General features: G+C 67.7%; 25 protein-coding genes and 1 tRNA gene. 18 read left to right on the top strand and 8 right to left on the bottom strand.

All coding sequences use genetic code 11. From position 1 onward, the window contains the following. Positions 1-88 precede the first annotated feature (88 nt). Positions 89-171: transfer RNA gene (locus AB0300_RS05765), tRNA-Leu, on the bottom strand. Between the two features lie 113 nt (positions 172-284). Between AB0300_RS05765 and AB0300_RS05760 the strand changes: the two genes are divergently transcribed. Together AB0300_RS05760 and AB0300_RS05755 are read left to right on the top strand one after the other, a co-directional pair. Further along, the gene (locus tag AB0300_RS05760; RefSeq protein ID WP_085607480.1) at positions 285-1,580 is read left to right on the top strand and encodes a M20/M25/M40 family metallo-hydrolase; all 1,296 of its coding nucleotides are present in this window, start codon (positions 285-287) and stop codon (positions 1,578-1,580) included. A gap of 47 nt (positions 1,581-1,627) precedes the next feature. Next, positions 1,628-2,458 (top strand): undecaprenyl-diphosphate phosphatase, encoded by an 831-nt coding sequence (locus AB0300_RS05755; protein ID WP_085607482.1) that lies wholly within the window; start codon positions 1,628-1,630, stop codon positions 2,456-2,458. A 13-nt stretch (positions 2,459-2,471) separates the two neighbouring features. Here the strand turns inward: AB0300_RS05755 and AB0300_RS05750 are convergent, their stop codons facing one another. Next, complete coding sequence (locus AB0300_RS05750; RefSeq protein ID WP_025103432.1) at positions 2,472-3,320, bottom strand: PAC2 family protein; 849 nt, start codon at positions 3,318-3,320, stop codon at positions 2,472-2,474. Positions 3,321-3,407: 87 nt separating this feature from the next. On the opposite strand from AB0300_RS05750, the gene AB0300_RS05745 reads away from it, so the two are divergent. The 9 genes from AB0300_RS05745 to lnt are packed head-to-tail and all read left to right on the top strand — an operon-like array spanning position 3,408 to position 13,125. Further along, positions 3,408-4,091, top strand: coding sequence for an HAD family phosphatase (locus AB0300_RS05745; RefSeq protein WP_366215623.1), 684 nt, complete (start codon positions 3,408-3,410; stop codon positions 4,089-4,091). Continuing rightward, positions 4,088-5,107: a tRNA (adenine-N1)-methyltransferase gene (locus AB0300_RS05740; protein ID WP_366215622.1), complete on the top strand. Its 1,020-nt coding sequence runs from the start codon at positions 4,088-4,090 to the stop codon at positions 5,105-5,107. Before AB0300_RS05745 ends, AB0300_RS05740 begins: the two co-directional genes overlap by 4 nt. 10 nt (positions 5,108-5,117) lie before the next feature. Then, positions 5,118-6,050, top strand: coding sequence for a hypothetical protein (locus AB0300_RS05735; protein ID WP_303709097.1), 933 nt, complete (start codon positions 5,118-5,120; stop codon positions 6,048-6,050). Beyond that, positions 6,050-7,042: a WYL domain-containing protein gene (locus tag AB0300_RS05730; RefSeq protein ID WP_025103436.1), complete on the top strand. Its 993-nt coding sequence runs from the start codon at positions 6,050-6,052 to the stop codon at positions 7,040-7,042. Before AB0300_RS05735 ends, AB0300_RS05730 begins: the two co-directional genes overlap by 1 nt. Continuing rightward, a complete protein-coding gene (locus AB0300_RS05725; protein ID WP_366215621.1) occupies positions 7,039-8,028 on the top strand; it encodes a WYL domain-containing protein in 990 nt (329 codons plus the stop codon). The genes AB0300_RS05730 and AB0300_RS05725 overlap by 4 nt, the downstream gene beginning before the upstream one ends. Before the next feature lie 38 nt (positions 8,029-8,066). After that, positions 8,067-8,303 (top strand): twin-arginine translocase TatA/TatE family subunit, encoded by a 237-nt coding sequence (gene tatA, locus AB0300_RS05720; RefSeq protein WP_025103438.1) that lies wholly within the window; start codon positions 8,067-8,069, stop codon positions 8,301-8,303. 57 nt (positions 8,304-8,360) lie between these two features. Next, positions 8,361-9,119, top strand: coding sequence for a twin-arginine translocase subunit TatC (gene tatC / locus AB0300_RS05715; RefSeq protein ID WP_025103439.1), 759 nt, complete (start codon positions 8,361-8,363; stop codon positions 9,117-9,119). Further along, positions 9,116-11,590, top strand: a complete 2,475-nt coding sequence (locus tag AB0300_RS05710; RefSeq protein ID WP_366215620.1) for a DEAD/DEAH box helicase — start codon at positions 9,116-9,118, stop codon at positions 11,588-11,590. The genes tatC and AB0300_RS05710 overlap by 4 nt, the downstream gene beginning before the upstream one ends. An 11-nt stretch (positions 11,591-11,601) precedes the next feature. Continuing rightward, positions 11,602-13,125 (top strand): apolipoprotein N-acyltransferase, encoded by a 1,524-nt coding sequence (gene lnt / locus AB0300_RS05705; RefSeq protein WP_366215619.1) that lies wholly within the window; start codon positions 11,602-11,604, stop codon positions 13,123-13,125. Here lnt and AB0300_RS05700 read toward each other — a convergent pair. The 4 genes from AB0300_RS05700 to AB0300_RS05685 all read right to left on the bottom strand — a co-directional run bounded on the left by AB0300_RS05700 (position 13,122) and on the right by AB0300_RS05685 (position 15,806). Next, positions 13,122-13,505 carry an RNA polymerase-binding protein RbpA gene (locus AB0300_RS05700; RefSeq protein ID WP_025103442.1) on the bottom strand — a complete coding sequence of 128 codons (384 nt, stop codon included), beginning with the start codon at positions 13,503-13,505 and terminating at the stop codon, positions 13,122-13,124. The two genes, lnt and AB0300_RS05700, sit on opposite strands and share 4 nt — an antisense overlap. Before the next feature lie 116 nt (positions 13,506-13,621). Continuing rightward, positions 13,622-14,398, bottom strand: a complete 777-nt coding sequence (locus AB0300_RS05695; RefSeq protein WP_025103443.1) for a glycerophosphodiester phosphodiesterase family protein — start codon at positions 14,396-14,398, stop codon at positions 13,622-13,624. Then, positions 14,395-15,324 carry an SPFH domain-containing protein gene (locus AB0300_RS05690; protein ID WP_303709103.1) on the bottom strand — a complete coding sequence of 310 codons (930 nt, stop codon included), beginning with the start codon at positions 15,322-15,324 and terminating at the stop codon, positions 14,395-14,397. Before AB0300_RS05690 ends, AB0300_RS05695 begins: the two co-directional genes overlap by 4 nt. Before the next feature lie 8 nt (positions 15,325-15,332). Further along, complete coding sequence (locus tag AB0300_RS05685; protein ID WP_025103445.1) at positions 15,333-15,806, bottom strand: NfeD family protein; 474 nt, start codon at positions 15,804-15,806, stop codon at positions 15,333-15,335. A 122-nt stretch (positions 15,807-15,928) separates the two neighbouring features. Here AB0300_RS05685 and AB0300_RS05680 point away from each other — a divergent pair, with 122 nt between their 5' ends. After that, a complete protein-coding gene (locus AB0300_RS05680; protein ID WP_025103446.1) occupies positions 15,929-16,693 on the top strand; it encodes an SDR family oxidoreductase in 765 nt (254 codons plus the stop codon). A gap of 62 nt (positions 16,694-16,755) precedes the next feature. Here AB0300_RS05680 and AB0300_RS05675 read toward each other — a convergent pair whose 3' ends face one another. Further along, positions 16,756-17,343, bottom strand: a complete 588-nt coding sequence (locus AB0300_RS05675) for a DUF308 domain-containing protein (RefSeq protein WP_025103447.1) — start codon at positions 17,341-17,343, stop codon at positions 16,756-16,758. 179 nt (positions 17,344-17,522) lie between these two features. Between AB0300_RS05675 and AB0300_RS05670 the strand changes: the two genes are divergently transcribed. From AB0300_RS05670 to AB0300_RS05645, 6 genes are all read left to right on the top strand, one after another. After that, positions 17,523-17,921: a helix-turn-helix transcriptional regulator gene (locus AB0300_RS05670; protein WP_051582213.1), complete on the top strand. Its 399-nt coding sequence runs from the start codon at positions 17,523-17,525 to the stop codon at positions 17,919-17,921. Next, positions 17,918-18,337 carry a VOC family protein gene (locus AB0300_RS05665; protein WP_197426451.1) on the top strand — a complete coding sequence of 140 codons (420 nt, stop codon included), beginning with the start codon at positions 17,918-17,920 and terminating at the stop codon, positions 18,335-18,337. The genes AB0300_RS05670 and AB0300_RS05665 overlap by 4 nt, the downstream gene beginning before the upstream one ends. A gap of 27 nt (positions 18,338-18,364) precedes the next feature. Further along, positions 18,365-20,722 carry an excinuclease ABC subunit UvrA gene (locus AB0300_RS05660; RefSeq protein ID WP_366215618.1) on the top strand — a complete coding sequence of 786 codons (2,358 nt, stop codon included), beginning with the start codon at positions 18,365-18,367 and terminating at the stop codon, positions 20,720-20,722. A gap of 315 nt (positions 20,723-21,037) precedes the next feature. After that, on the top strand, positions 21,038-22,135 hold the full coding sequence (locus tag AB0300_RS05655) for a tyrosine-type recombinase/integrase (protein WP_366215617.1): 1,098 nt from the start codon (positions 21,038-21,040) through the stop codon (positions 22,133-22,135). Continuing rightward, complete coding sequence (locus AB0300_RS05650) at positions 22,128-22,481, top strand: helix-turn-helix transcriptional regulator (RefSeq protein ID WP_366215616.1); 354 nt, start codon at positions 22,128-22,130, stop codon at positions 22,479-22,481. Before AB0300_RS05655 ends, AB0300_RS05650 begins: the two co-directional genes overlap by 8 nt. 451 nt (positions 22,482-22,932) lie before the next feature. After that, positions 22,933-23,964, top strand: coding sequence for a hypothetical protein (locus AB0300_RS05645; RefSeq protein ID WP_366215615.1), 1,032 nt, complete (start codon positions 22,933-22,935; stop codon positions 23,962-23,964). A gap of 69 nt (positions 23,965-24,033) precedes the next feature. Here AB0300_RS05645 and AB0300_RS05640 read toward each other — a convergent pair whose 3' ends face one another. Continuing rightward, positions 24,034-24,369, bottom strand: a complete 336-nt coding sequence (locus AB0300_RS05640; protein ID WP_366215661.1) for a helix-turn-helix transcriptional regulator — start codon at positions 24,367-24,369, stop codon at positions 24,034-24,036. Positions 24,370-24,839 lie beyond the last annotated feature (470 nt).

Below are 24,839 nucleotides of genomic sequence, written 5' to 3'. Positions count from 1 at the left end.
CGCTCGCGCGGGACCGCAGCGCACCGCCATGACCGCACCGGAAACCACGAAGGCCCCGGATCCGTGGATCCGGGGCCTTCGCTCTCTGTGCGCGGAGGGGGACTTGAACCCCCACGCCCTATCGGGCACTAGCACCTCAAGCTAGCGCGTCTACCATTCCGCCACCCGCGCAGGTGTTGGGTTTGATCGTTGCCGACCGAAGAATGAGATTAGCACGTTCTCGGAGGCGTCTCGAACCGAGCGTGACGCCCGGGCGTGGCACGCGGTTTCGATAGCCTGAGTCCATGACCGATTCCTCCCTGCCGGAGGTCGCCCGCGTCGCGAGCGACCTCATCCGCATCGACACCTCCAACTACGGCGGCGGCAACGCGAAAGGGGAGCGCGAGGCGGCCGAGTACGTCGGGGCGTACCTGGAGGAGCTGGGACTCGAGGTCGAGTACTACGAGCCCATCCCGCGGCGCACGAATGTCATGGCGCGGGTCCCGGGCCGCGACCGCACCAAGCCGGCTCTCGTCGTGCACGGCCACCTGGACGTCGTGCCCGCGGTCGCCGAGGACTGGACGGTGGATCCGTTCGCCGGCACCGTGCAGGACGGCATGCTGTGGGGTCGCGGCGCGGTCGACATGAAGAACATGGACGCGATGATCCTCACCGCCGTGGCCGACATCCTGCGCGCGGGGGAGCAGCCGGAGCGCGACCTCGTCCTGGCGTTCTTCGCCGATGAGGAGAACGGCGGGGTCGAGGGCTCCGCGCTCGTCGTGAAGGACCGGCCGGAGTGGTTCGCCGGGGCGACGGCCGCGATCAGCGAGGTCGGCGGCTACTCCATCTCGGTGGACGACCGTCGGGCGTACCTGCTGCAGGTGGGGGAGAAGGCCCTGATCTGGATCCGTCTCGTCGCCACCGGCCGGGCGGGGCACGGCAGTCGCCTGCACGAGGACAACGCCGTCACGAAGCTCGCCGAGGCCGTCGCCGCCATCGGCCGGACGCGGTGGCCGGTCCGGCTCACGCCGACGACGGAGGCGCTGCTCGAGGGCCTGAGCGCGCTGAGCGGCCGGAGCGCCGACGACCCCGACGCCCTCGCCGCCGCGGCCGGTCCGGCTGAGGCCTTCCTCCGGTCCACGTTCCGCACGACGACCAACCCGACGGCTCTCACCGCCGGCTACAAGCACAACGTCATCCCGGAGCGCGCCGAGGCGCTGATCGACGTCCGCGTGATCCCGGGGACCGAGGATGACGTGCTCGCGGAGCTCCAGCGCATCGTGGGTGACGACATCCGGATCGAGACCGTGGTCCGTGACATCGGCATGGAGACGCCGTTCACAGGGGAGCTCGTCGAGGCGATGGTGGCGGCGCTGGGGCGGCACGACCCCGGTGTCCCGGTCATCCCGTACCTCCTGGGCGCGGGAACCGACAACAAGGCGCTGGCCACGCTCGGCATCACCGGCTACGGCTTCGCCCCGCTGCGCCTGCCGGCCGATCTCGACTTCACCGGGATGTTCCACGGAGTCGACGAGCGGGTGCCCGTAGACTCACTTGTCTTCGGTCAGCGGGTGCTGGCCGATCTGCTGCGCACGTACTGAGCGGCGTCCACGCGCTCCGTGCCGCCCCGAAAGACGAAGGCCTCTCCATGCACCTGCTCGAAGCTCTGATCCTGGGAATCGTCCAGGGTCTCACCGAGTTCCTGCCGATCTCCTCCAGCGCCCATCTGCGGGTCGTGGGGACGTTCCTGCCCTCAGGGGAGGACCCGGGCGCGGCGTTCACCGCCATCACGCAGATCGGCACCGAGGCCGCCGTCGTCGTGTTCTTCTGGCGCGACATCGTCCGCATCATCTCCCAGTGGTTCCGGTCCCTCGCCGGAAAGGTGCCGCGGAACGACCCGGACGCGCGCATGGGGTGGCTCATCATCATCGGCAGCATCCCGATCGTGCTGCTCGGACTCCTGTTCCAGGACCAGATCGAGACCGTCTTCCGCTCGCTCTGGATCGTGGCGATCATGCTCATCGTGTTCGGCATCCTCCTGGGCATCGCCGACCACGTCGGAGCCAAGCGCCGCACGCTCGACGATCTGACCTACCCGCACGGCATCGCCTTCGGACTCGCCCAGGCACTCGCCCTCATCCCCGGCGTCTCGCGGTCCGGCGGCACGATCACCATGGGGCTGTTCCTCGGCTACGAGCGCGCCGCCGCCGCCCGCTACGCGTTCCTGCTGGCGATCCCGGCCGTGTTCGGCAGCGGCTTCTACCAGCTGTTCAAGAGCTGGGGCGAGCCGTCCTTCTTCTCGCTCGGCGACACGATGGCCGCGACAGGGGTCGCCTTCGTCGTCGCGCTCGGCGTGATCGCGTTCTTCATGAACTGGATCTCGAAGCGCAGCTTCCTGCCGTTCGTGATCTACCGGATCCTGCTCGGCGGCGTGCTGCTCGTGCTGCTCGCGATGGGCGTGATCCCGGCCTCGGCCTGAGCCGGACGCCTGATCAGCGCTTGCGGTCGCCGCGGCCGTCGTCGCGGCGCCGCAGGTAGCGCTCGAAGGCCTGGGCGATCGCGTCTCCCGACGCATCGGGGGAGTCCCATGTGTCCCGCGTGCGCTCCAGCTGCCGGATGTACTCCGCCATGTCCTCGTCCTCGGATGCGGCGGCATCGATCGACGCCTCCCAGGCCGCGGCTTCCGTGCGGAGGTGCCGGCGGTCGACATCCACCCCGGTCAGCTCCTCGAGACGGTCGAGGAGGGCCAGGGTGACCTTCGGCGAAGGGGCGGCAGAGGCGACGTAGTGCGGGACGCTCGCCCAGAGGCTCACGGAGGGGATGCCCGCGTTCTCGGCGAAGTGCTCGAGAACGGTGAGGATGCCGACCGGGCCCTCGTACACCGACCGCTCCAGCGCATGCGCCTCCCGGACCTGCTCGTTCTGGCTCGACGCGAAGATCGAGATCGGGCGAGTGTGCGGCACGTCGGAGAGCATGGCGCCGAGGGTCACGAAGCCGGTGATGTCGTCGCGCAGGGCGACGTCGATGAACTCGGACGCGAACGCCTGCCAGGTGCGCGCGGGCTCGGCACCGGTGAGGAGCCAGAACTCGGGGCCGGGTCCTGGCTCGCGCGGACGCCACAGCCCCGCCTCCGGCCACGTCATCTGACGGCGGCCCTCCGCGTCGAGCCGGGTGGCGGGTCGCGTGTACTGGTAGTCGAAGTAGAGTTCCGGGTCGACCGAGTGCACGAGGTCGTAGCCGCCCGCCGCCTGCAGCGCGCCGACGGCTCCGGTCGCGGCCTCACCGGCGTCGTTCCAGCCGTCGAAGGCGGCGATGATGATGCGCGAACCGAGAACGTCCATGCCGTACTCCCTTCGAGGTCGTGGCTCCGTCCCCCCAGGCTAGCCCGCGTCGAGGGGATGTGGGCGGGCCCGGCTAGCATGGGTTCAGTGAGCAACAAGCCCCGCGCGGTCCTCTGGGACATGGATGGAACACTCGTCGACACCGAGCCGTACTGGATGGCGGCCGAGACCGCACTGGTGGAGTCGTTCGGCGGCACCTGGTCCCATGAGGACGCCCTGCAGCTCGTGGGCAGCGGCCTCATCGACAGCGCGATCATCCTCCAGGGCGCGGGGGTCGACATGGCTCCGGAGGCGATCGTCTCCCACCTCACGACGGCCGTGCAGGAGTCGCTGCGGGCCCAGGGCGTCCCCTTCCGGCCGGGCGCCCAGGAGCTTCTCCGCGATCTCCGTGCCGCCGGGATCCCGACCGGTCTGGTGACGATGTCGCTGCGCCGGATGGCTCTCGACGTGGTCGGGCTGATCGAGTTCGAGGCCTTCGACATCGTCGTGGCCGGAGATGATGTCGACAACCCCAAGCCGCACCCGGAGCCGTACCTCCAGGCCGCCGCGCTCCTCGACGTCGACATCGCCGAGGTCGTGGTCATCGAGGATTCCCCGACCGGTCTCCGCGCGGGCCTCGCCTCCGGCGCTCTGACGCTCGGCGTGCCCCACATCGTCCCGCTCGATGGCCTCGGCGCCCACGAGCTGTGGCCGACCCTCGACGGCCGCGGTGCCGCCGACCTCGTGCAGCTCTTCGGCTCCCGCGCTGCGATCACGGAGGCCACTCGATGACCACCACGTCCGCCCCGCGCCCCAGCGGCCCCTTCCGGGAGGGCGACCGCGTACAGCTCACCGGCCCGAAGGGTCGCCTGCACACCGTGACGCTCCGCGAGGACGGCGAGCTGCACACGCACCACGGGGTCCTCCGGCACCGCGACCTCATCGGGCTCCCTGATGGCTCGGTCGTGGCGAACAGCTCCGGGCACGAGTACCTGGCGATGCGGCCGCTGCTGCGGGACTTCGCGATGTCGATGCCCCGCGGTGCCGCGATCGTCTACCCGAAGGACGCGGCGCAGATCGTCATGCAGGCCGACATCTTCCCGGGCGCCACCGTCGTCGAGGCCGGTGTCGGGTCCGGTGCTCTCTCGCTCTCGCTCCTCCGGGCCGTGGGCTCCACGGGGCGCCTGCTCTCCTTCGAGCGCCGCGAGGACTTCGCCGAGGTCGCCCAGGCCAATGTGGAGACCTTCTTCGGGGAGCGCCCCGACTCCTGGCGCGTCGTCGTCGGAGACCTCGTCGCCGCGCTGCCCGAAGAAGTCGAACCCGGCACCGTCGACCGGGTGGTGCTAGACATGCTCGCGCCCTGGGAGTGCATCGAGGCGGTCGCGGAGGCGCTGACCCCCGGCGGTGTCGTGCTCTGCTACATCGCCACCGCCACGCAGCTCTCCCGCGTCGCCGAGTTCATCCGCGGCACCGGGCTCTTCACCGACCCCGAGGCGTCGGAGACCATGGTCCGCGGGTGGCACGTGGAGGGGCTGGCTGTCCGGCCGGACCACCGCATGGTCGCGCACACGGGGTTCCTCCTCACGGCTCGCCGGCTCGCCCCGGGTGCCGTGGCCCCGTCTGTGAAGCGTCGGGCCTCGAAGAGCAGCTACAGCGATGAGGACGTCGAACTGTGGACGCCGGGCGCGGTGGGCGATCGGGAGATCACGGACAAGAACCTCCGCAAGCGCGCGCGAGAGGCCGGGAAGGCGGCGGAGGGCGCGCGGCTGGCGGCGGCATCGCGCGAATCCGAGCACACGACGGAATAGACTGGAGCGCGTGCGTAAAACGTCCGCCGTTCTGGCCTCCCTCAGCCTCGCCGCCCTCGCTCTGACGGGGTGCAGCGTGACCTCTTCGTCCGCCGACGCCTCGTGCGATCGTGGCGGACACGCCAACGGCATCGACAGCGCCGTCACCGTCTCCGGTGAGGTCGGCTCCGAGCCGGACGTCGAGATCTTCGCGCCGGTGCGCCTCACGGAGACGTCCTATGCGGACGTCGTCACGGGGGACGGCCGTGCACTCGTCGACGACGCCCAGCCGCTCGTCGCCCAGATCTCCATCTACGACGGGGCGACCGGCAAGCAGGTTTTCGCGACCACGTACGACGAGGACACCACGCGCGCCTCGACCATCGGGTCCTGGGCCGCGCAGTCTCCCGGACTCGCCGATGTCCTGGAGTGCGCGACCGGCGGCAGCCGCATCGTGGCGGGTCTGACCCCGGAGGACTTCGGGGAGGCGAATCTCGGCGGCTTCGGCATGGGCCAGGACGACATCGCGGTGTTCGTCATCGACGTCGTCGACGCGTTCCTCCCGAAGGCCGAGGGCACGCTGCAGTTCAACGACGCGCAGGGCATGCCGACCGTCGTGCGCGCCGACGACGGCACCCCCGGCATCATCATCCCCGACAGTGCCGCCCCGGACGAGCAGGTCGTCCAGACACTCATCCGCGGCGACGGCGAGGAGCTGACCGAGGAGCAGACGCCGCTCGTGCACTTCACCGCGGTGAACTGGGACGACAAGACCGTCGTGCAGAGCACTTGGGGCCAGTCCGCCACCGACGGCATCCGGCAGATCGCCGCGCCGGTCGCGGATGCGCTGGTCGGGAAGCCGGTCGGCTCGCAGGTCCTCGTCGTGCTCCCCAAGACCGAGAGCTCCCCGGCCATGGCCGTCGTGGTCGACATCCTCGGCGTGTCCCCGGTCGCCGCACCCTGATGGCCGCCCGGATCCCTGCCGAAGAGCGCCTGACGAATCTCGTCGTGGCGCTGATGGCCACGGAGATCGGGCTCACCAAGCAGCAGATCCTCGACAACGTTTCCGGCTATCGCCAGCGCGCCGACGCGGGCACGCGGTCGGATGCGCTCGAGAAGATGTTCGAGCGGGATAAGGACGAGCTCCGCTCGCTGGGTGTCCCCATCGAGACCATCGGCGACGCGGCGGACCCGAACGATCTCCGTGAGGCGAGGTATCGCATTCCGCAGGCGGAATACGATCTGCCAGGGGACATCGAGTTCTCGCCTGCCGAGTTGGCTGTACTCCGCCTCGCGGGCAGCGTCTGGAGTGCGGAGTCGGTCTCGGGAGACGCACAGTCCGGTGTCCGCAAGATCCGGGCCCTCGGCATCGACGGCGACGAACCGATCATCGGCTTCGCGCCGCGGATCACCGCGCGCGACCCCGCGTTCGCCCCGCTGCAGGACGCGATCGAACGCAGCAGGGTGGTGTCCTTCGACTACGTGAAGCCGGGCGAGGACGCTCCTCGACGGCGTCGGATCCGGCCCCTCGCCCTCGTGGACTATGAAGCGCGCTGGCACGTGTACGGCGTCGACGTCGACATCGACGAGGACCGGACGTTCCTGCTGAGCCGCATCGTCGGCGATGTCGTCGTCAGCACGAGCACCTTCGACCCCGCGTTGCGCGAAGGGGCGGGGGAGCGGGCTCTGCGAGGTCTGGAGCGCGTCGCCGCGGAGAACTCGGCGCTCCTGGAGGTGACGCCCGGCACTGAGGCCGCGTTGCGGCTCGGGCGGCGGGCGACGCCCGCGGCGCAGGGTATCCACGTGCCCTTCGTCGATCTGCACATCTTCGCGGACGAGCTCGCGTCCTACGGTCCCGAGGTCCGCGTCGTCGAGCCCGCACGACTCCGCGATGCCGTGATCGGCCGCCTGCGCGCGGTGGTCGAGGCCCACACCGATGCGGAGGTGTCCGCATGAGCGCGGCTCCGAAGCCTCTCCTCGCCGCGGATCGCGTGCGTCTGTACCTGACGCTCGTCCCGTACCTGCTCGAGCACGGGCAGGTCTCGCTCGCCGAGGCCGCCGAGGAGTTCGGCGTGACCCCGCGGGAGATGCGGGCGATGGTCGAGAAGCTGACGGTCATCGGCCTGCCGGGCGAAGCGGGCTACTGGCAGCAGCCGCAGGAGATGTTCGACATCAACTGGGATCTCCTCGACCTCGAGGACGTCATCGAGATCACGAACGACGTGGCCCTCCGCCGCGTGCCGCGCTTCACCGCACGGGAGGCGGCAGCCCTGCTCGCCGGTCTGCAGATGGTCGCCGCCGTCCCGGCCGTATCCGACTCCGGCCTCGTCGCCGGCCTCATCTCGAAGCTCTCGCGCGGTGCCGCCGATGCGCCGGCCGACGTCGTCGTCGCCCCGACCGCGGTGGACGAGGTGCGTGAGGTCGTCGCGCGCGGTCTGCAGAACGGGGTGGCCGTGTCGTTCACGTACCAGGCTCCCGACGCCGAGCCCACCACGCGCACCGTGGATCCCGTGCAGATCCTCATCACGAACGGACAGTGGTACCTGCAGGGCTGGTGCCACATGCGCGAGGCGATGCGCACGTTCCACCTCGATCGCGTCAGCGCGCCCACCCTCACCGACATCCCCAGCACGCACGGTGGCGACCGGGTGCCGGAGGCGTTCGCCGGGCTGGAGGAGGAAAGGGAGGTCACGGTCCGCGTCCCGGAGCGCCTCGCTCCGCTGCTCAGCGGTTTCGTGCCCACGGAGACGCTCCGCGCCGGCGACGGGATGGTGACGACGCAGCTCCACCTCGCGGACCCCCGCGGCATCAAACGGCTCGCGGCCCGTTTCGGCGGTGCGATGGAGGTCACGGATCCGGGGATCGCGCGGACCGCCACCCGGGAGTGGGCCGCCGCGGGACTCGCGCTCTACCACGGCCTGATGCCGAGGTTTGATCTGTAGACTGGGGCGGAAAGCCCCCCTACGACGGGATTGTCGATATGTTCGCTGGAATGCAAGGCTGGCACCTGCTCATCGTGCTGGCCGTTATCCTCCTCCTCTTCGGCGCTGCCAAGCTGCCGGCTCTCGCGAAGAGCATGGGCCAGTCGGCCCGCGTCTTCAAGGGTGAGATGAAGGCCATGAAGGAAGAAGACGCGGTTCGTGCCGAGTCGGCTCCCGCGGAGCCGACGACGGTGAAGGACTCGGGCACCGACCCTGAGACTCCGCCTCGCGCCTGACCGGTCGTGGCAGCCATCGAACCGACCGTGATGCCGACGGCGGATCGGGATCGGCGGATGTCGCTGGGCGCACATCTCGTCGAACTGCGCAAGCGCCTCATGTACGCGGCGATCGCTCTGGTCGTCGGCATGGTCGTGGCGTTCATCATCGCGGACCCGGTCATCCACTTCATCACCGGTCCGATCCGCATCATCTCGGAACAGCGAGGTGATGACTTCAGCGCCCTGAACTTCGCGACAGTGACGTCCGCGTTCGACATGCGTATGCGCATCGCCTTCACGATCGGCCTGTTCCTCTCCGCACCCGTCTGGCTGTGGCAGATCTGGGCCTTCATCATGCCCGGCCTCACCCGCAAGGAGATCCGCTACACCGTCGGCTTCGTCGTCGCCGCGGTGCCGCTGTTCTTCGCGGGGTGCTATCTCGGGGTGCAGATCATGCCGCACGTCATCGAGCTCATGTGGAGCTTCACGCCGGAGGGCGGCACCAACTTCTACTCCGCGCAGGAGTACTACGACTTCGTGTTCAAGCTGATGATCGTCATCGGCATCTCGTTCGTCCTCCCCGTCTTCCTCGTCGCGCTCAACCTCGCCGGCGTGATGTCGGGACGGGCCATCCTCAAAGGGTGGCGGGTGGCGATCCTCATCGCGACGATCTTCGCCGCGCTGGCGACCCCGGCAGCGGATGTGGTGAGCATGCTCATGCTGGCCGGTATCCTCATCGTCCTCTTCTTCGCAGCGGCAGGACTCTCCCTCCTCTTCGACCGACGCAAGCGCAAGCGGGACACCGCCGCCGGACTCGTCCCGGACGCCACATGAGTTCGCCGTCCGAGCGGTACGCGCAGGCTCAGGAGAGTGCGGCGCACCCGGAGACGGCGGCGTTCGCCGCGCGCCAGCGCTTCCAGCTCGATCCGTTCCAGCTCGCCGGCTGCCACGCCCTGGAGAACGGACGCAGCGTTCTCGTGGCCGCCCCCACGGGTGCCGGGAAGACCATCGTGGGGGAGTTCGCCATCCACTTGGCGATGCAGACCGCGACGGACAAGGCGTTCTACACCACGCCAATGAAGGCGCTGTCCAACCAGAAGTTCCGCGAACTCGTCGATGTGTACGGTGCGGACGACGTCGGTCTGCTGACGGGCGACACCAACATCAACGGCAACGCACGCATCGTGGTCATGACCACGGAGGTCCTGCGGAACATGATCTATGCCGACTCCGCGGCTCTGCGCGACCTGCGCTACGTCGTGATGGACGAGGTGCACTATCTGGCCGACCGCTTCCGGGGTGCCGTGTGGGAAGAGGTCATCATCCACCTCCCGCCCCGCGTGCGCCTGGTCTCGCTGAGCGCGACGGTGTCGAACGCCGAGGAGTTCGGCGACTGGCTCGACACGGTTCGCGGTGACACCGAGGTCATCGTCTCCGAGATCCGTCCGGTGCCGTTGGAGCAGCACGTGCTCGTGCGCGACGACCTGCTGCCGCTCTTCGACGACCGTGCCGGCATCGCCACGGCCCAGGTGAACCAGGAGCTCATGCGCATCCGGTCGTTCACCGGCTCCACCTACGAGAGCAACCGTCAGGCGCAGTCGTATCGCAGCAACCGGCACGCCGGGCGGCAGGCCCCCCGACCGCCGCGGGGCGGGCGTCGCCCCGTGCGCGCGGCGAACGCGCGCCGGATCGAGCGCATGGACCGCCCGGACGTGGTCGAGCTACTGGAACGCTCGAACCTGCTCCCCGCCATCTTCTTCATCTTCAGCCGCGTGGGCTGCGACGCCGCGGTGCAGCAGGTACGGCGCTCCGGGCTCCGCCTGACCTCGGCGGAGGAGCGCGCCGAGATCCGGGCCATCGTCGAGGAGCGCACGCGCACTCTGCAGGACGAGGATCTCGGGGTGCTGGGCTACTGGGAATGGCTGGACAACCTCGAACGGGGCGTGGCCGCCCACCACGCCGGCCTCCTGCCGGCCTTCAAAGAGGTCGTCGAGGAGCTGTTCCAGCGCAAGCTGCTCAAGGTCGTCTTCGCGACCGAGACGCTGGCCCTCGGCATCAACATGCCGGCGCGGACGGTGGTGCTCGAGAAGATGGAGAAGTTCAACGGAGAGGCTCGCGTCGCGATCACCTCCGGTGAGTACACACAGCTCACGGGCCGCGCCGGGCGCCGCGGCATCGACGTCGAGGGGCACGCGGTCGTGCAGTGGAGCGAGGGCATGGACCCGCAGGCCGTCGCCGCCCTCGCGTCGCGGCGGACCTATCCGCTCAACTCCAGCTTCCGGCCGACGTACAACATGGCCGTCAACCTCATCGACCTGTTCGGCCAGGCGAGAGCCCGGGAGATCCTTGAGTCGTCGTTCGCCCAGTTCCAGGCGGACCGCGCCGTGGTCGGGCTGGCCAGACAGGTGCGGGAGGCCGAGGAGTCGCTGGCCGGCTATCAGTCGGCGATGGCGTGCGAGCACGGCGACTTCCCGGAGTACGCCGCCATCCGCCGCGAGCTGAGCGACCTCGAGAAGAAGAACCGGCAGGACACCCAGGCCCCGCGCGATGCTCGGGACAAGCGGATGAAGCGGATCCAGACGCTCCGCACGCGGATGCAGCGCCACCCCTGCCACCGCTGTCCTGACCGCGAGAAGCACGCCCGGTGGGCCGAGCGCTACTGGAAGCTCAAGCGCCAGACCGATCGCACGCGCCGTCAGATCGAGACCAGGACCGGCACGGTGGCCCGCGTCTTCGACCGTGTCGTCGAGGTGCTGGAGACACTGGACTACGTCCGTCGCGACGAGGACGGGATGCACCTGACCGACGCCGGGCGCACGATGCGGCGGATCTACGGTGAGCGCGACCTGCTCGTGGCCGAATCGCTGCGTCAAGGCCTCTGGAAGGGGCTGGACGCGCCGTCGCTGGCCGCGATGGCATGCTGCCTCGTGTACGAACCGCGCCGCGACGAAGCGAATGCGGGGGAGCGGGGCCTCCCGAGGGGCGCCTTCCGAGCGGCATACGAGAAGACGACCGCTCTCTGGGCCGAGCTCGACGACCTGGAGCAGGACCATCAGCTCCCGGGAAGCGAGCCGCTGGCCGCCGGGCTCGCGGGTGCGATGCACGCCTGGGCGCGCGGCGGGATGCTCGACCGCGTCCTCATCGATGCCGACATGGCGGCCGGCGACTTCGTGCGGTGGGCGAAGCAGACCATCGACCTCCTGGATCAGCTGTCCATCGTCGCGGAAGACGCCGCGCTCGCACGCACCGCCCGGGCTGCCCTCGACGGTGTGCGCCGTGGCATCGTCGCCTACTCCTCGATGTGAGATCCGCCCGCATGACCGAAGCCTCCGTCCGTCGACGCGCCCTCCTGCCCCTCTGGGCCGCCGTTCCCCTGGCCGGCCTGGCTGCGCTGCTCATGGACCTCGCGTTCCCCGAGGCGGCGATCTGGATCCTGGCCTTCCCTGCCACCGCCCTGCTTCTGCTCGCGCTGATCGGCCGTCGGGCCGGGGGAGCGCTGCTCGTGGGTCTCGTGTACGGCGTCGTGTTCTTCGCGCTGCTCGTGTCGTGGACGTCTCGATACCTCGGGCCGCTGCCCTGGGCGGCTCTGAGCGTCGTCGAGGGCGTCCTCACGGCCGTCGGGCTCATCCCCGTGACCCTCGCGTACGGGTGGCTGCCCCGAGCCTGGCCGGGCGTGGCGGGACGTCTGCTGACCCTCCCGGCCGTCGTCGCGGCGCTGTGGGTAGGGCGGGAGCTGTTCCTCGGCTGGTTGCCGTACGGCGGCTTCCCCTGGGCTCGTCTCGGGATGAGCCAGGCCGAGAGCCCCCTCGCCGCGCTCTCCTCCTGGATCGGCGTGAGCGGGCTGAGCTTCCTCATGGTCTTCCTCGTCGCGATGGTGATCGAGATCATCCGGATGGGGCTCTGGCGGCGACCGATCACCCTGCTCGCGCCGGCCGCCCTCGTCCTGATCCTCTTCTTCACGCCGCTGTTCCCGACCACGCCGTCGGGCTCGATGCGCATCGCTGCGGTGCAGGGGAACGGGCCGACCGGCTACTTCGACGAGCGCGAGCCCTTCGCCGTGATCCAGGCGCAGACGGAGGCGACCGAGCCGCTGTACGGCGAGGACGTCGACCTGCTCGTGTGGCCGGAGGGCGGGCTCGATACGGATCCCTTCGCGAACTCCGTCATCGCGCGACGGATGACCCTGGTGTCGAACCGCATCGATGCGCCGCTGCTCGCCAACGCCGCCACCGGCCGCGGGAACCTCTACTACAACACCTCGATGCTCTGGCTGCCGGACGGCACAGCGCCGCAGAAGCACGACAAGCGTCATCCCGTGCCCTTCGGCGAGTACGTGCCGGATCGGGCCTTCTTCAACGCCCTGGTCCCGGATCTCATCGGGCTGATCCAGCGCGAATACACCCCCGGCACCAACCCGCCGATCGTCGAGGTGGGCGATGTCCGCGTCGGTCTGGCGATCTGCTTCGACGTGATCTACGACGACGTGATCACGGAGGGGTTGAACGGCGGCGCCGAGGTCCTGGTCTTCCAGACGAACAACGCCGATTTCCGCGGCACGGACGAGAATCTCCAGCAGCTCGCGTTCGCACGGATGCGCGCGATCGAGACGGGCCGGAGCGTCGTCAACATCTCCACGGTCGGCACGAGCCAGGTCATCCTCCCGGACGGGCGGACGGTCACGAGCCTGGACGCGGATGAGGCCGGAGCGATGCTCGAGGATGTCGAGCTCCGCTCCGGCCTCACGGCGGGAATCGTCCTGGGCCCCTGGCTGCAGCAGGTGCTGCTCTGGGGCGGTCTGGGCGCGCTCGGTCTCGGGTGGTGGCGCGCCCGTCGGCGCTAGGCGCCGATCTTCTCTCGGGTGGGGTCCTCGCCGGCACCGCGCCGGGCTCGGATGTACGCGAGGCGCTCTTCGAGAAGCTCCTCCAGCTCCGCACGGGTACGGCGCTCCATGAGCATGTCCCAGTGGGTGCGGGCGGCCTTCTCGTCGGTGACCTCGAGGGTGACGGCCTCGCCGTCGACCTTCAGGCGGGCTTCCGCTCCGCAGGAACGGCACTCCCAGGTCTGAGGCGGTTCGGCATCGGCGGCGAACATGAGCGTGGTGTCGTGTCCGCAGGTGTCACAGGTGTAGGTGGTTTCACGGCGCTCCATGAAAACGACGCCCTCTTCGCTCTGTAGGCTCTGGGCGCCGAGTCGGATGCCGCGCAGGCTGCGATCTGCCATTGTGTGGTCCTCTCGTCGCTGTCAGGTATAACGTTCGAGCCTGTGCGCTTCATCCACGTCGGGGCGTTCTGCGCGGTATTCACAGGGGAATCCCAGCGCCGGAGGATATGGGGCGCTCAGGGCTTCCGGAACGTGGCGACGGCGAGGTCGGCGCGGTCGGTCACGACGCCGTCCACACCCGCGTCGATGAGGCGCCGCATCTCGTCCGCGTCGTTCACGGTCCAGACGTGGACCTCGGTGTCGGCCCGGTGGGCGGCGCGGAGGAGTGCGGGCGTCAGCACCCTGATCGCGCCGTGACGCTCGGGGATCTGCAGGGCGTCGATCTCCCGGAGCAGTCTGCCGGGGGAGAGGCGCACCGCGGAGAGCGAACGCAGGGCCGCGATCGTCCGACTCCCGCCGGAGGTGGCGGGACGGAGCGCCGTGCCGGTCTGCCGTACGGCCTCCAGAGTCGCCCGCCGGTTGGCATCCGAGAAGCTGGTCACGAGGACACGATGCGTGTGCGCGGCGAGGATGGGGCCCAGCGGCGCCGCGGCGGCCGGTGTCTTCACGTCGATGTTGAACCGGGTCTCCGGGAATGCGGAGAGCGCCTCGGCCACCGTGAGCAGACCGCCGTGCTCGGCGAACAGCGCGCTCAGCTCCCGCGTCCTGACCTCGTGGACGGCGCGCGGATCGTCCACGAGACGGCGCAGATCGTGATCGTGGAAGAGCACGACGTCACCGTCGGCGGTGACCTGGCAGTCCGTCTCGATGTACTCGGCCCCGGCGGCATGCGCCGCGGCGAAGGCGGCCGCGGTGTTCTCCCAGACGCCGGATTCCCGCCCCTCGGCGGTCACCAGGCCCCGATGGGCCAGGATGCGGGGCTGCTCGGCCTTGACGAAGTATGGGTGCGTCACGCGCCGGCGGGGGGAGTGGCCGAGCCCGGGCCCGTCTTGGGAGTGAAGGCCGTGCCGATGCCCTTGAGTGCCTCGGTCAGCTCGCTCGGGATGATCCAGAGCTTGCTGGACGGGCTCTCGCTGATCTTCGGGAGCATCTGCAGATACTGGTACGCGAGGAGCTTGTCGTCCGGCGCGCCCTGGTGGATCGCGGTGAAGACGCTCTGGATCGCCTCCGCCTCGCCCTGGGCGCGCAGGACGGCCGCCTGCTTGTCACCCTCGGCGCGGAGGATCTCCGCCTGACGAAGGCCCTCCGCTTCGAGGATCGCGGACTGTTTCGTCCCCTCGGCGGTGAGGATCGCGGCGCGGCGGTCCCGCTCGGCGCGCATCTGCTTCTCCATGGAGTCCTGGATGGACACGGGCGGGTCGATGGCCTTGAGCTCGACCCGGCCCACGCGGATGCCCCACTTGCCGGTCGCCTCGTCGAGGACCACGCGGAGCTGCCCGTTGATGTTGTCGCGGCTCGTCAGCGCCTCTTCGAGGTTCAGGCCACCGACGACGTTGCGGAGAGTCGTGGTGGTGAGCTGCTCCACGGCGCCGAGGTAGTTCGCGATCTCGTAGGTCGCGGCGCGGGCATCCGTCACCTGGAAGTAAACGACGGTGTCGATGGAGACGACGAGGTTGTCCTCGGTGATCACGGGCTGCGGCGGGAAGGACACCACCTGCTCGCGCATGTCGATCAGCGGCCGCAGGCGGTCGATGAACGGCACGAGGATGTTGAGGCCGGGGGAGAGGGTCTTGTGGTACCGGCCGAGCCGTTCCACCACGCCGGCGGTCGCCTGCGGGATGATGCGGATCGCCCGCGCGATCGTGACGATCACGAAGATGATGACCGCGATCACCAGGATCCAGATGATCACGGTCGGGATGATCGATGCGTCGTCCACGCGTGCTCCTAGTCGTTGAGGGGTCGGACGATGGCGGTCGCGCCGTTGATCGCACTGACGGCGACAGGCGCCCCCGCGGGGATGGCCATCGGGGTGGTCGTCCTGGCGGTCCAGGTGTCGCCGTTCGCGAGCTTCGCCTGGCCGGAGATCTGCGTGATCTCACTGAGCGCGATGCCGCGGAGGTCGACCAGCGCCTCGACGTTCGAGCGCGTGGGATCGGCTCCGCGGTGCAGGCGGCGCAGGAGGGGTGGCCGCAGGAAGAGGATGAAGAGGGCGGATGCCAAGGCGGCGATGAGGATCTGGATCCAGACCGGGAGGCCGACGAAGTCGGTGACGAGACCGATCACGCTCCCGAAGCTCAGCATCAGGAAGGTGAAGTCGAGGGAGAGCATCTCGATGACGAGGAAGACGGCGATGAGGACCAGCCACCCGATCCATGCCCAGTGGTCGATGAACGTGACGAACGTCGAGAAGTTGTCCATGCGGCCTCCTTTGCCGTCAACGTACCACGCGCGGCGACAGCCGACCGGCCGCCACCGCGCCCCCTTGGTAATCTGTGAGAGCCGTGCGCTCACGGCGTTCCACGCACCATGAGGAGTCACCCGTGACCGACGTTCTTCCCGCAGGATCCCTCGACGGCAAGGTGGCCCTCGTCACCGGCTCATCGCGGGGGATCGGCGCCGACACCGTGCGGTACCTCGCCGAGGCCGGCGCCGACGTCGTGATCAACTACCGGAACAAGGCGCCGCGCGCGGAGAAGCTCGCGGCGCAGCTGCGCGAGCTCGGCCGTCGGGCGCTGGTCGTCGGTGCGGACCTCACCGACCCCGCATCGGTCGCCGAGATGTTCGACGCCGTCCGCGCCGAGTACGGGCGCCTCGATGTGCTCGTCCTGAACGCGTCGGGAGGCATGGAGTCGGGCATGGCCGAGGACTACGCCCTGAAGCTCAACCGTGACGCGCAGCTCAATGTGCTCGACGCCGCGACGCCGCTGCTGTCGGACGGCGCACGCGTCGTGTTCGTCACCAGCCACCAGGCGCACTTCATCCGCACGACGCCGACGATGCCCGAGTACGAGCCCGTCGCGCTCTCCAAGCGCGCCGGTGAGGACGCGCTGCGGGAGCTCATCCCCGGTCTCGCGGAGAAGGGGATCGGCTTCACGGTCGTCTCCGGCGACATGATCGAGGGCACGATCACCGCGACGCTGCTCGAGCGCGCGAACCCGGGTGCCATCGCCGAGCGCCGCGAGTCCGCCGGCCGCCTCTACAACGTGTCCGAGTTCGCCGCGGAGGTCGCCAGGGCCGTGATCGATCCCGTCCCCGCGGACAACACCCGCCTCGTCGGCGACGTGAGCGCCTTCGCCGCGGAGTAGTCGTCAGACGCCAAACGCCCCGGACCCGCTGCTGCAGGTCCGGGGCGTCTCGCGTCTGCGGATCAGACGGCGGCAGCGCCCGTGGTGAAGGCCTTCTCGTCCTTGCCGAGGGTGATCGCGCGGATGATCTGCACGATGCCGAGCACGACGAGCGAGATGCCCAGGAGCAGCCAGAGCGCGAAGCCGGCGATGACCGGCGAGAAGAGGACGATGATTCCGGCGATGATGCTGAGGATCGCGTAGATCAGCGTCCAGACCCGCGATCCGTCGCTGCCGAGCAGCGAGAGCGCCACGACGCCGTCGACGATCCAGCTCACGCCGATGAAGATCACGACGACCAGCGCGAGGGTGGCGGCGGCGACGTTCAGGTTGAAGAACGCGATGACGCCGGCGACGATGTAGAGCAGGCCGAGCACGATGTGTCCGACGCGCGACCAGCCGCCCTTCGCGCGGGAGAAGATGCCGAGGCCGATGTACACGACTCCCGCGACGATCAGGTAGGACGCGAAGATCGCCGTCACGATGACGGCCGACTTCACCGGCCAGACCAGCAGCGCGATGCCCGCGAGCAGCGCGAGAACGCCGGAGACCGCGAGAGCGACGCGGATGGATTTGAAGAACGACTTCGTTTCAGCGAGTGCTTCAGACATGGCGGGGAACCCCTTCTGAGAGAATCCTGTGAGGATGCCCCCAGGGTAGCGCCGGATCTCCGGCAGCGGGGGAGGAGGGCCTCCGCGCGTCGCGGATGGTCATTCCGCGTCTTCCGGCGTCATGGCAGGATCATGACGTGACACCGGTGGATGATGCTCGCCTGCGGGAGCTTGTCGTGATGAGGAAGGTCCGCGACCGCATCGATCGCGAGTACGCGAAGCCCTTGGACGTCGAGGCTCTGGCGCGGGGCGTGCACCTGTCGGCCGGCCATCTCAGCCGGCGGTTTCGCGAGACGTACGGCGAATCTCCGTACTCCTATCTGATGACCCGCCGCATCGAGCGTGCCATGGCGCTGCTGCGTCGCGGCGACCTCAGCGTCACCGAGGTGTGCTTCGCGGTGGGCTGCTCCTCGCTGGGCACGTTCAGCACCCGGTTCTCGGAGCTGGTCGGTGTCCCACCCAGCGTGTACCGTGAACGCGCCGCGAACGTCGAGGGCATCCCGTCGTTCCACGCCAAGCAGGTCACCCGACCGATCAGGAATCGAGAAGCGCCGCGCCCCGAGGCGCACCTAACGTGAGCATCATGAAGATCAGCATCCACTACGCCTTCCTCCCGCACACCGACGCCGACGCCGCCCTCGGCTTCTATCGCGACGCCCTCGGCTTCGAGGTGCGCAACGACGTCGGATACGACGGCCTGCGCTGGCTCACGGTCGGCCCGGTCGGCCAGCCCGAGACCTCGATCGTCCTCCACCCGCCGGCCACCGACCCCGGCATCACCGAGGCGGAGCGGCAGACCATCCTGGAACTCATCGCGAAGGGCAGCTATGGCGCTCTCACCCTCGCGAGCGATGACCTGGACGCCCTGTTCGAGCGGCTGGTCGCTGTCGGCGCCGATGTCGTCCAGGAGCCGATGGACCAGCCCTACGGCGTCCGCGACTGCGCTTTCCGCGATCCCGCCGGCAACCTGCTCCGTATCAACCAGGCCGCCTGACGGCGCCACCACCACGAAGGACGCCGCATGACCGCTGCCGAGCACCCCGCGGACACCCACGACCTCATCCGCGTGCAGGGCGCGCGCGAGAACAACCTCAAGGACGTGAGCGTCGACATCCCGAAGCGACGCCTCACGGTGTTCACCGGTGTCTCGGGGTCGGGGAAGAGCTCTCTCGTCTTCGACACGATCGCCGCCGAATCGCGTCGGATGATCGACGAGACGTACAGCGCCTTCGTGCAGGGCTTCATGCCATCGGTGCCGCGCCCCGACGTCGACGTGCTGGAAGGACTCACCACGGCGATCATCGTGGACCAGGAGCGTCTCGGCGCGAACCCGCGGTCGACCGTCGGCACCGTGACGGATGCCAACGCCATGCTCCGCATCCTGTTCAGCAAGCTGGGCCAGCCCTACATCGGCGGTCCGACGGCGTTCTCGTTCAACATCCCGACGCAGAAGGCCAGCGGCGTCATGACCGGGCCGGGTGGCGAGAAGAAGATCGTGAAGGACGCGATCTACCTCGGCGGCATGTGCCCGCGATGTGAAGGCAGAGGAGTGGTGTCGGACCTCGACCTGTCCCAGATCGTCGATGAGTCGAAGTCCCTCGACGAGGGCGCGATCATGGTGCCCGGCTACACCGCCGACGGCTGGATGGTGAAGGGGTTCTCGCAGTCCGGGTTCTACCCGGGGGACAAGCCCATCTCGTCCTTCACCGACAAGCAACGCCACCTCTTCCTCTACGGAGAGGTCACGAAGGTCAAGATCTCGGGTATCAACATGACCTACGAGGGTCTGATCCCGAAGATCACGAAGTCCATGCTCTCGAAAGACCTCGATGCGCTCCAGCCGCACATCCGTGCCTTCGTCGAGCGCGTGGCCACCTTCGCGGTGTGCCCGGAGTGCGACGGTACTCGTCTCACCGAGGGCGCGCGATCCTCGAAGATCGACGGCGTGAGCATCGCCGACGCGTGCCGTATGCAGGTGACGGATCTCGCCGCGTGGGTCCGCGGCCTGGATCTCCCGGGAGCCGGGCCGCTGCTCCAGGCGCTGAGTGCCAACCTCGACGCCTTCGTGACCCTCGGCCTGGGGTACCTGAGCCTGGACCGGCCCTCGGGGACGCTGTCCGGGGGAGAGGCGCAGCGGATCAAGATGCTGCGGCACCTGGGGTCCTCGTTGACCGACGTCACCTATGTGTTCGACGAGCCGACGATCGGGCTGCATCCGCACGACATCCAGAGGATGAACGGCCTGCTGCTCCGGCTCCGCGACAAGGGGAACACGGTACTCGTCGTCGAGCACAAGCCGGAGACCATCGCGATCGGCGATCACGTCGTGGACCTGGGGCCGGGTGCGGGAAGCGCCGGGGGAGAGATCTGCTATCAGGGGAGCGCCGAGGGTCTCACAGCCAGTGGAACACTGACGGGGCAGCACCTCGACGACCGTGCACAGCTGAAGGACGCCGTACGTGACCGCACCGGCGCGATCGAGGTGCGCGGCGCATCCACGAACAACCTCCAGAACGTCGACGTCGACATCCCGACCGGCGTCCTGACCGTCGTCACCGGTGTCGCCGGCTCCGGTAAGAGCTCGCTCATCCACGGTTCGGTGACCGGACGCGAGGGCGTGGTGGCGATCGATCAATCCGCCATCAAGGGCTCGCGTCGCAGCAACCCCGCGACGTACACGGGGCTGCTCGAACCCATCCGGAAAGCCTTCGCGAAGGCGAACGGCGTGAAGCCCGCCCTGTTCAGTGCGAACTCCGAGGGCGCCTGTCCTACGTGTAAGGGCGCGGGTGTCATCATCACCGAGCTCGGGTTCATGGACACGATCGAGACCCCCTGTGAGGACTGCAGCGGTAAGCGCTTCCAGGCGGCGGTGCTGGAGTACAAGCTCGGCGGCAAGGACATCACAGAGGTGCTCGACCTTCCGGTCTCCGAGGCTCGTGTGTTCTTCAGCGAGGGCGAGGCCAAGCTCCCGGCCGCGGCTGCCATCCTCGGACGCCTGGAGGACGTGGGGCTCGGGTACCTGTCGCTCGGCCAGCCGTTGTCGACTCTGTCGGGCGGTGAACGACAGCGCATCAAGCTCGCGATCCAGATGGGCGAGAAGGGCGACGTGTACGTGCTGGACGAGCCGACGACGGGTCTGCATCTCGCTGACGTCGACACGATCCTCGGCCTGTTGGATCGACTCGTCGACGCCGGCAAGACGGTGGTCGTCATCGAGCATCACCAGGCCGTCATGGCACACGCCGATTGGATCATCGACGTCGGACCGAGAGCCGGCCACGACGGCGGCCGCATCGTGTTCGAGGGAACGCCTGCCGAGCTCGTCGCTGACGGGTCGACGCTGACGGGCGAACATCTCGCGGCGTACGTCGGTCGGTGAGGGGAAAGTCGAGCGATCCGGGCCCGCTCTCGCGCTCCCTACCCTTCATACGGATTATCCGATAATGCACATTATGTCAGCTTAAGTAGTCATTATTCCATCGGATGCAATTCAACCGCTCCCCGACGAGCTCTTGAACCTCACGGTAGTGCGCGGCGCCAGTTGGCGCTAGTGGCGCACTCCTGACCTCCGATGCGCGTGACGGAGGAGCAACGCGCAGCTCCGCCGGCGCCAGTTGAGGGCCGCCGCGCTCGCTCTATTGCAATGATCTTGCGTTGGATGCATAATACTTGCACTCCATGAAAGCGAGTAGACATGCCCATCGATCTATTCGGCTCACGCCCGCCCACCGATGTACCGCTTCTGCACCCCGAGGAACAGACCTTCGAGCAGATGCTTCTCGGCCATCGTCGGCAGCAGCTTTCCAGGAATCTGTCAATCGGGACCATCGAAGGCCGAGAGCGTGTGGTGCGACGGTTCATGGAGACCACCAACCTCTATCCGTGGCAGTGGACCCTTGAGCACGTTGATGAGTTCTTCGCGGACCGTCGGGAGGTCCACGGGAACAAGCGCCCCACAATTCGGAAGTATCAGGACGCGCTCAGCATGTTCACGGACTACATCTCCTCCCCCGCGTACCCCTGGGTCTCACGGTGCATGGAACTGTTCGGCACACATCCGGTGCGGGTCCTCGACCAGTGGAACATGGCTCGTCACATCCAGGAGGCTGAGCACGGTGGCCGGCGCCGACCCTTTCGGCATCATGAGCTTCAACAGTTCTTCGACCGCGCAGATGATGAGGTCGACATCATTGCTCGACGCGAGCGGAAAGGATGGGCCCACGCGTTCCGAGACAGCACGCTCTTCAAGCTCACGTACTGTTTCGGTCTCAGGCGCAATGAGGTGCGGCATCTCGAGACATTCGATTTCACGCGCAACCCGTACGCGACGGAGTTTGGCCGCTTCGGGCACCTGAACGTTCGCTTCGGAAAAGCGATGCGGGGTTCCGATTACAAGCAGCGCAACGTGCTTGCAGTCTTCCCCTGGGGCTCGGACATCATCGAGGAGTGGATCGAACGTGGACTCCCCCTGTTTGACGGTGGGACGAGTCTCTTCTCCAGTGAACGTCGCTCGCTGGTATCGGAGTCTGCCTTGAACACACGCTTTCGCCAGTACAGGGACGATCTCGGCTTTGGAAAGGACCTCACCTTTCACTCACTCCGCCATTCATACATCACGCACCTCATCGAGATGGGGCTCGACCCGCTGTTCGTCCAGCAACAAGTCGGACACGAGTACGCTTCGACTACCGCCCTTTACACCGGCGTGTCGAGCGACTTCCGCGTGCGCACGATCAGGAGTGCTCTAGACGGGATGATGTCTGACGCGCTCAAGCACGGATTGGATGAATGAGATGCGCCGGACCGCAGACTATTCTTGGAACCTCGCTGAGCTGATGGCCCGTAACGCCATGCATAACTCGACGGATCTATCCCCGCATCTTGTCAGCCGTGGAATCGAACTTTCCGCCGCTCAGATTTGGCGTCTCGTGACCCAGCGTCCGGAGCGGCTGTCTCTCCCACTGCTTGCGGCTCTGTGCGACATATTCAATTGCACGCCCGCGGACCTGATCTCCGTGACAGCTAACGACGCCGTTGCCCCTATCAAGCGCGCTGTCGGGGAGTCGCTTGATCTCAGTGCGCCGACGTCGCGCGCGCGACCGCGCCGAGCCCGAGTGCTCCGTGATGATCCCAAGTAACGGTCCTCGTCGGCCAAAGGGGCGACCGCGCTCGGCGGGCACCACGTTCTGTGCTCGATGCCGTGAACTATCGCCTGCATCAACCACGAAGTACCGGTTCCCCGAAGGCCTCATCTGTGGCCGATGCTACGACCGCGCCATGCACACCCACGGCGTGTGCCCGGAATGCCGGGCCAGCCGCCTGCTTCCAGGCGTTGACAGACTGGGTGCAGCGATCTGTAGCGACTGTGCGGGACTGGGGAAGAGCTTCCGGTGTGTGCGTTGCGCCTCTGAGGCGGCGATCTTTCGAGCTGGACTTTGCGAGCGCTGTTCACTTGCCGACGATCTTGACGCGATTCTGGGAACGCCCGCAGAGGAGGCGCGACTTGCCCCTCTTCAGCAGTACCTACTTCGCGCGGATCGTCCGACCAGCATCCTGACATGGCTTCGCTCAGCACAAGTCCAATCACTCTTGAAGACCATCGCGGTGGGCGAGATGCCACTGGACCACGAAGAACTTGACCGCCTCCCCCAAAGCGGTGCCGTCAATCACCTACGCGCACTTCTGATTGACTGCGGGATGCTGGAGTCTCGAGACGAGTCTTTCGAGAGGTTTGAGAAATGGTGCCGCGTCAAAGTGACCCCTTTCGCGGGAGAACACCGGCAAGCGATTGAGAGATACATAAGTTGGAGTCAGTTGCGTCGTATACGCGACATGCACTCGGCAGGGCAAGATACGCACGCAGCCGCCCACAACGCGAAGCAGCTGATCACCGCGGCGGCCACCTTCCTGCAATGGCTGGAAGCACACGGCACTACACTGTCGCTCTGCACGCAAGGTGACATCGAAGTTTGGCTGACTACTGGCAATACCAGTCGATACACGGTGCGCGACTTCGTAAAGTTCTCCGGGAAGATGCGCCTTTCCGCCCTGCTGGACGTGCCAACGCGACACGTTCGGGCCCAAACCCGACGAATGACACAGAGCGACCGCTTGGCCTGGCTCAACTTCTACTTGACCGAAGCGAGCCTGGCTCCGTCGACCCGATGCGTGGCGATACTCCTGTTGGCTTTCGGGCAGCCGCTGTCGCGGATCGCCCGCATGCGAGTCGAGAACGTCATCTTGGATACGTCCGGAGCGATGAGTCTCCGTCTCGGCCACGAGGAAACCGTCGACGTGCCGCAACCATTCGACGCGATCATGCGCCACCATCTTGAATCCCGCGCGCGCACCCGCACAGCGCCCGTTGATACCAACCCTTACCTCTTCCCGGGAGCGCGCGCAGGTGGTCACGTAACGCGTGAACAACTGAAGAAGGAGCTCAACGACCTCGGAGTGAACATCCTCGCCGGGAAGAACACCGCTCTCGACGAACTCGTTGCATCGATTCCCGGGCCCGTGGTCGCGGATAGCTTCGGGTTCAGTTACACAGCGATGGGAGCGCACGAGCATTACACAAATGTGAGATACCGCGGGTACGTTCACGGTCGTGTCGATGAATGACTCTGCGATGAGCCTGCGTGCCTGGAGCACCACCACTCCCCCGCCGATCCGCGCGATACGGCCACACGCCTACTTGGCGGTTAAATCCGGCACCGGAGACGGAACTAGCTCCTGAAGTGTGACCTCCAGGACCTGTGACAAGGCAAGTAGAGTCTTCAAGGTCGGGTTCGCCGGGGATTCGGACTGCGCCTTGCCCCGTTCATACCGCTGGTACGTGAACCTGGTGATTCCGGCGCGGTAGGCAACGGCTTCCTGCGACAAGCCCTTCTCAACGCGGAGGCGATGGATCCGCAAACCGAGTTCGGCGGCGAAAACTCGCCATCCGTCGTTGGCATCCGTATCCGACCCGCTCACCTTCTCAGCCTTGCCCGAAGGCGCAGACTCATGGCCTTGTTCATGTGGCATAATTCTCAAAGCCATACGAAACATTCACTCCATCGACTGACGCTCTCCGCGTCTCGACCTGCACGTGTGCCGCTGCGCATCGGCTCCGGGTCGCCTCGGTGCGTAGGTCCCGTTCAGGTCGACCCCGATTGTTGAGTAGCAGTGACTGATTCCCGACCGATTTGGTGGAGCGCCACAGGGGTCGAGGCTCCTGACGCTTGGATCGCGGCGTTCAGAGCGCTCACCGATGAGGAGCGAGCCAACGAAATGGGCCTGACCGCGGCCATCTTCATCGCCCGCGTGCGGCGACGCACCGGCCGCGGACCGACGTTCTCCGAGCTGTTCTCGGAGCTTTTCCCGCGCGACCAGCTGCACCCCGAGTGGCCTGTGGGTCTGACCTACCCGGTTCGCGCCACGATCCATCACGCGTTCCGCCTCCATGTCGCGATCCAGTGGAAGCGAGGCGGATGGATCAGCTGGGATCCCGGTAT

The organism is Microbacterium sp. NPDC078814 (genome assembly GCF_040702645.1).
GTDB lineage: Bacteria > Actinomycetota > Actinomycetes > Actinomycetales > Microbacteriaceae > Microbacterium.
The sequence above is the reverse complement of the archived record's forward strand: the minus strand, read 5'-3'. Positions and strand labels throughout refer to the sequence as shown.

Excerpts from the sequence above, each read along its gene's own strand:
- AB0300_RS05675 (WP_025103447.1), bottom strand. The coding sequence starts at position 17,343 with ATGTCTGAAGCACTCGCTGAAACGAAGTCGTTCTTCAAATCCATCCGC.
- AB0300_RS05760 (WP_085607480.1), top strand. The coding sequence starts at position 285 with ATGACCGATTCCTCCCTGCCGGAGGTCGCCCGCGTCGCGAGCGACCTC.
- AB0300_RS05740 (WP_366215622.1), top strand. The coding sequence starts at position 4,088 with ATGACCACCACGTCCGCCCCGCGCCCCAGCGGCCCCTTCCGGGAGGGC.
- AB0300_RS05750 (WP_025103432.1), bottom strand. The coding sequence starts at position 3,320 with ATGGACGTTCTCGGTTCGCGCATCATCATCGCCGCCTTCGACGGCTGG.
- AB0300_RS05655 (WP_366215617.1), top strand. The coding sequence starts at position 21,038 with ATGCCCATCGATCTATTCGGCTCACGCCCGCCCACCGATGTACCGCTT.
- AB0300_RS05685 (WP_025103445.1), bottom strand. The coding sequence starts at position 15,806 with ATGGACAACTTCTCGACGTTCGTCACGTTCATCGACCACTGGGCATGG.
- AB0300_RS05755 (WP_085607482.1), top strand. The coding sequence starts at position 1,628 with ATGCACCTGCTCGAAGCTCTGATCCTGGGAATCGTCCAGGGTCTCACC.
- AB0300_RS05725 (WP_366215621.1), top strand. The coding sequence starts at position 7,039 with ATGAGCGCGGCTCCGAAGCCTCTCCTCGCCGCGGATCGCGTGCGTCTG.
- AB0300_RS05730 (WP_025103436.1), top strand. The coding sequence starts at position 6,050 with ATGGCCGCCCGGATCCCTGCCGAAGAGCGCCTGACGAATCTCGTCGTG.
- tatA (WP_025103438.1), top strand. The coding sequence starts at position 8,067 with ATGTTCGCTGGAATGCAAGGCTGGCACCTGCTCATCGTGCTGGCCGTT.
- AB0300_RS05700 (WP_025103442.1), bottom strand. The coding sequence starts at position 13,505 with ATGGCAGATCGCAGCCTGCGCGGCATCCGACTCGGCGCCCAGAGCCTA.
- AB0300_RS05650 (WP_366215616.1), top strand. The coding sequence starts at position 22,128 with ATGAATGAGATGCGCCGGACCGCAGACTATTCTTGGAACCTCGCTGAG.
- AB0300_RS05670 (WP_051582213.1), top strand. The coding sequence starts at position 17,523 with ATGAGGAAGGTCCGCGACCGCATCGATCGCGAGTACGCGAAGCCCTTG.
- AB0300_RS05640 (WP_366215661.1), bottom strand. The coding sequence starts at position 24,369 with ATGCCACATGAACAAGGCCATGAGTCTGCGCCTTCGGGCAAGGCTGAG.
- AB0300_RS05710 (WP_366215620.1), top strand. The coding sequence starts at position 9,116 with ATGAGTTCGCCGTCCGAGCGGTACGCGCAGGCTCAGGAGAGTGCGGCG.
- tatC (WP_025103439.1), top strand. The coding sequence starts at position 8,361 with ATGTCGCTGGGCGCACATCTCGTCGAACTGCGCAAGCGCCTCATGTAC.
- lnt (WP_366215619.1), top strand. The coding sequence starts at position 11,602 with ATGACCGAAGCCTCCGTCCGTCGACGCGCCCTCCTGCCCCTCTGGGCC.
- AB0300_RS05660 (WP_366215618.1), top strand. The coding sequence starts at position 18,365 with ATGACCGCTGCCGAGCACCCCGCGGACACCCACGACCTCATCCGCGTG.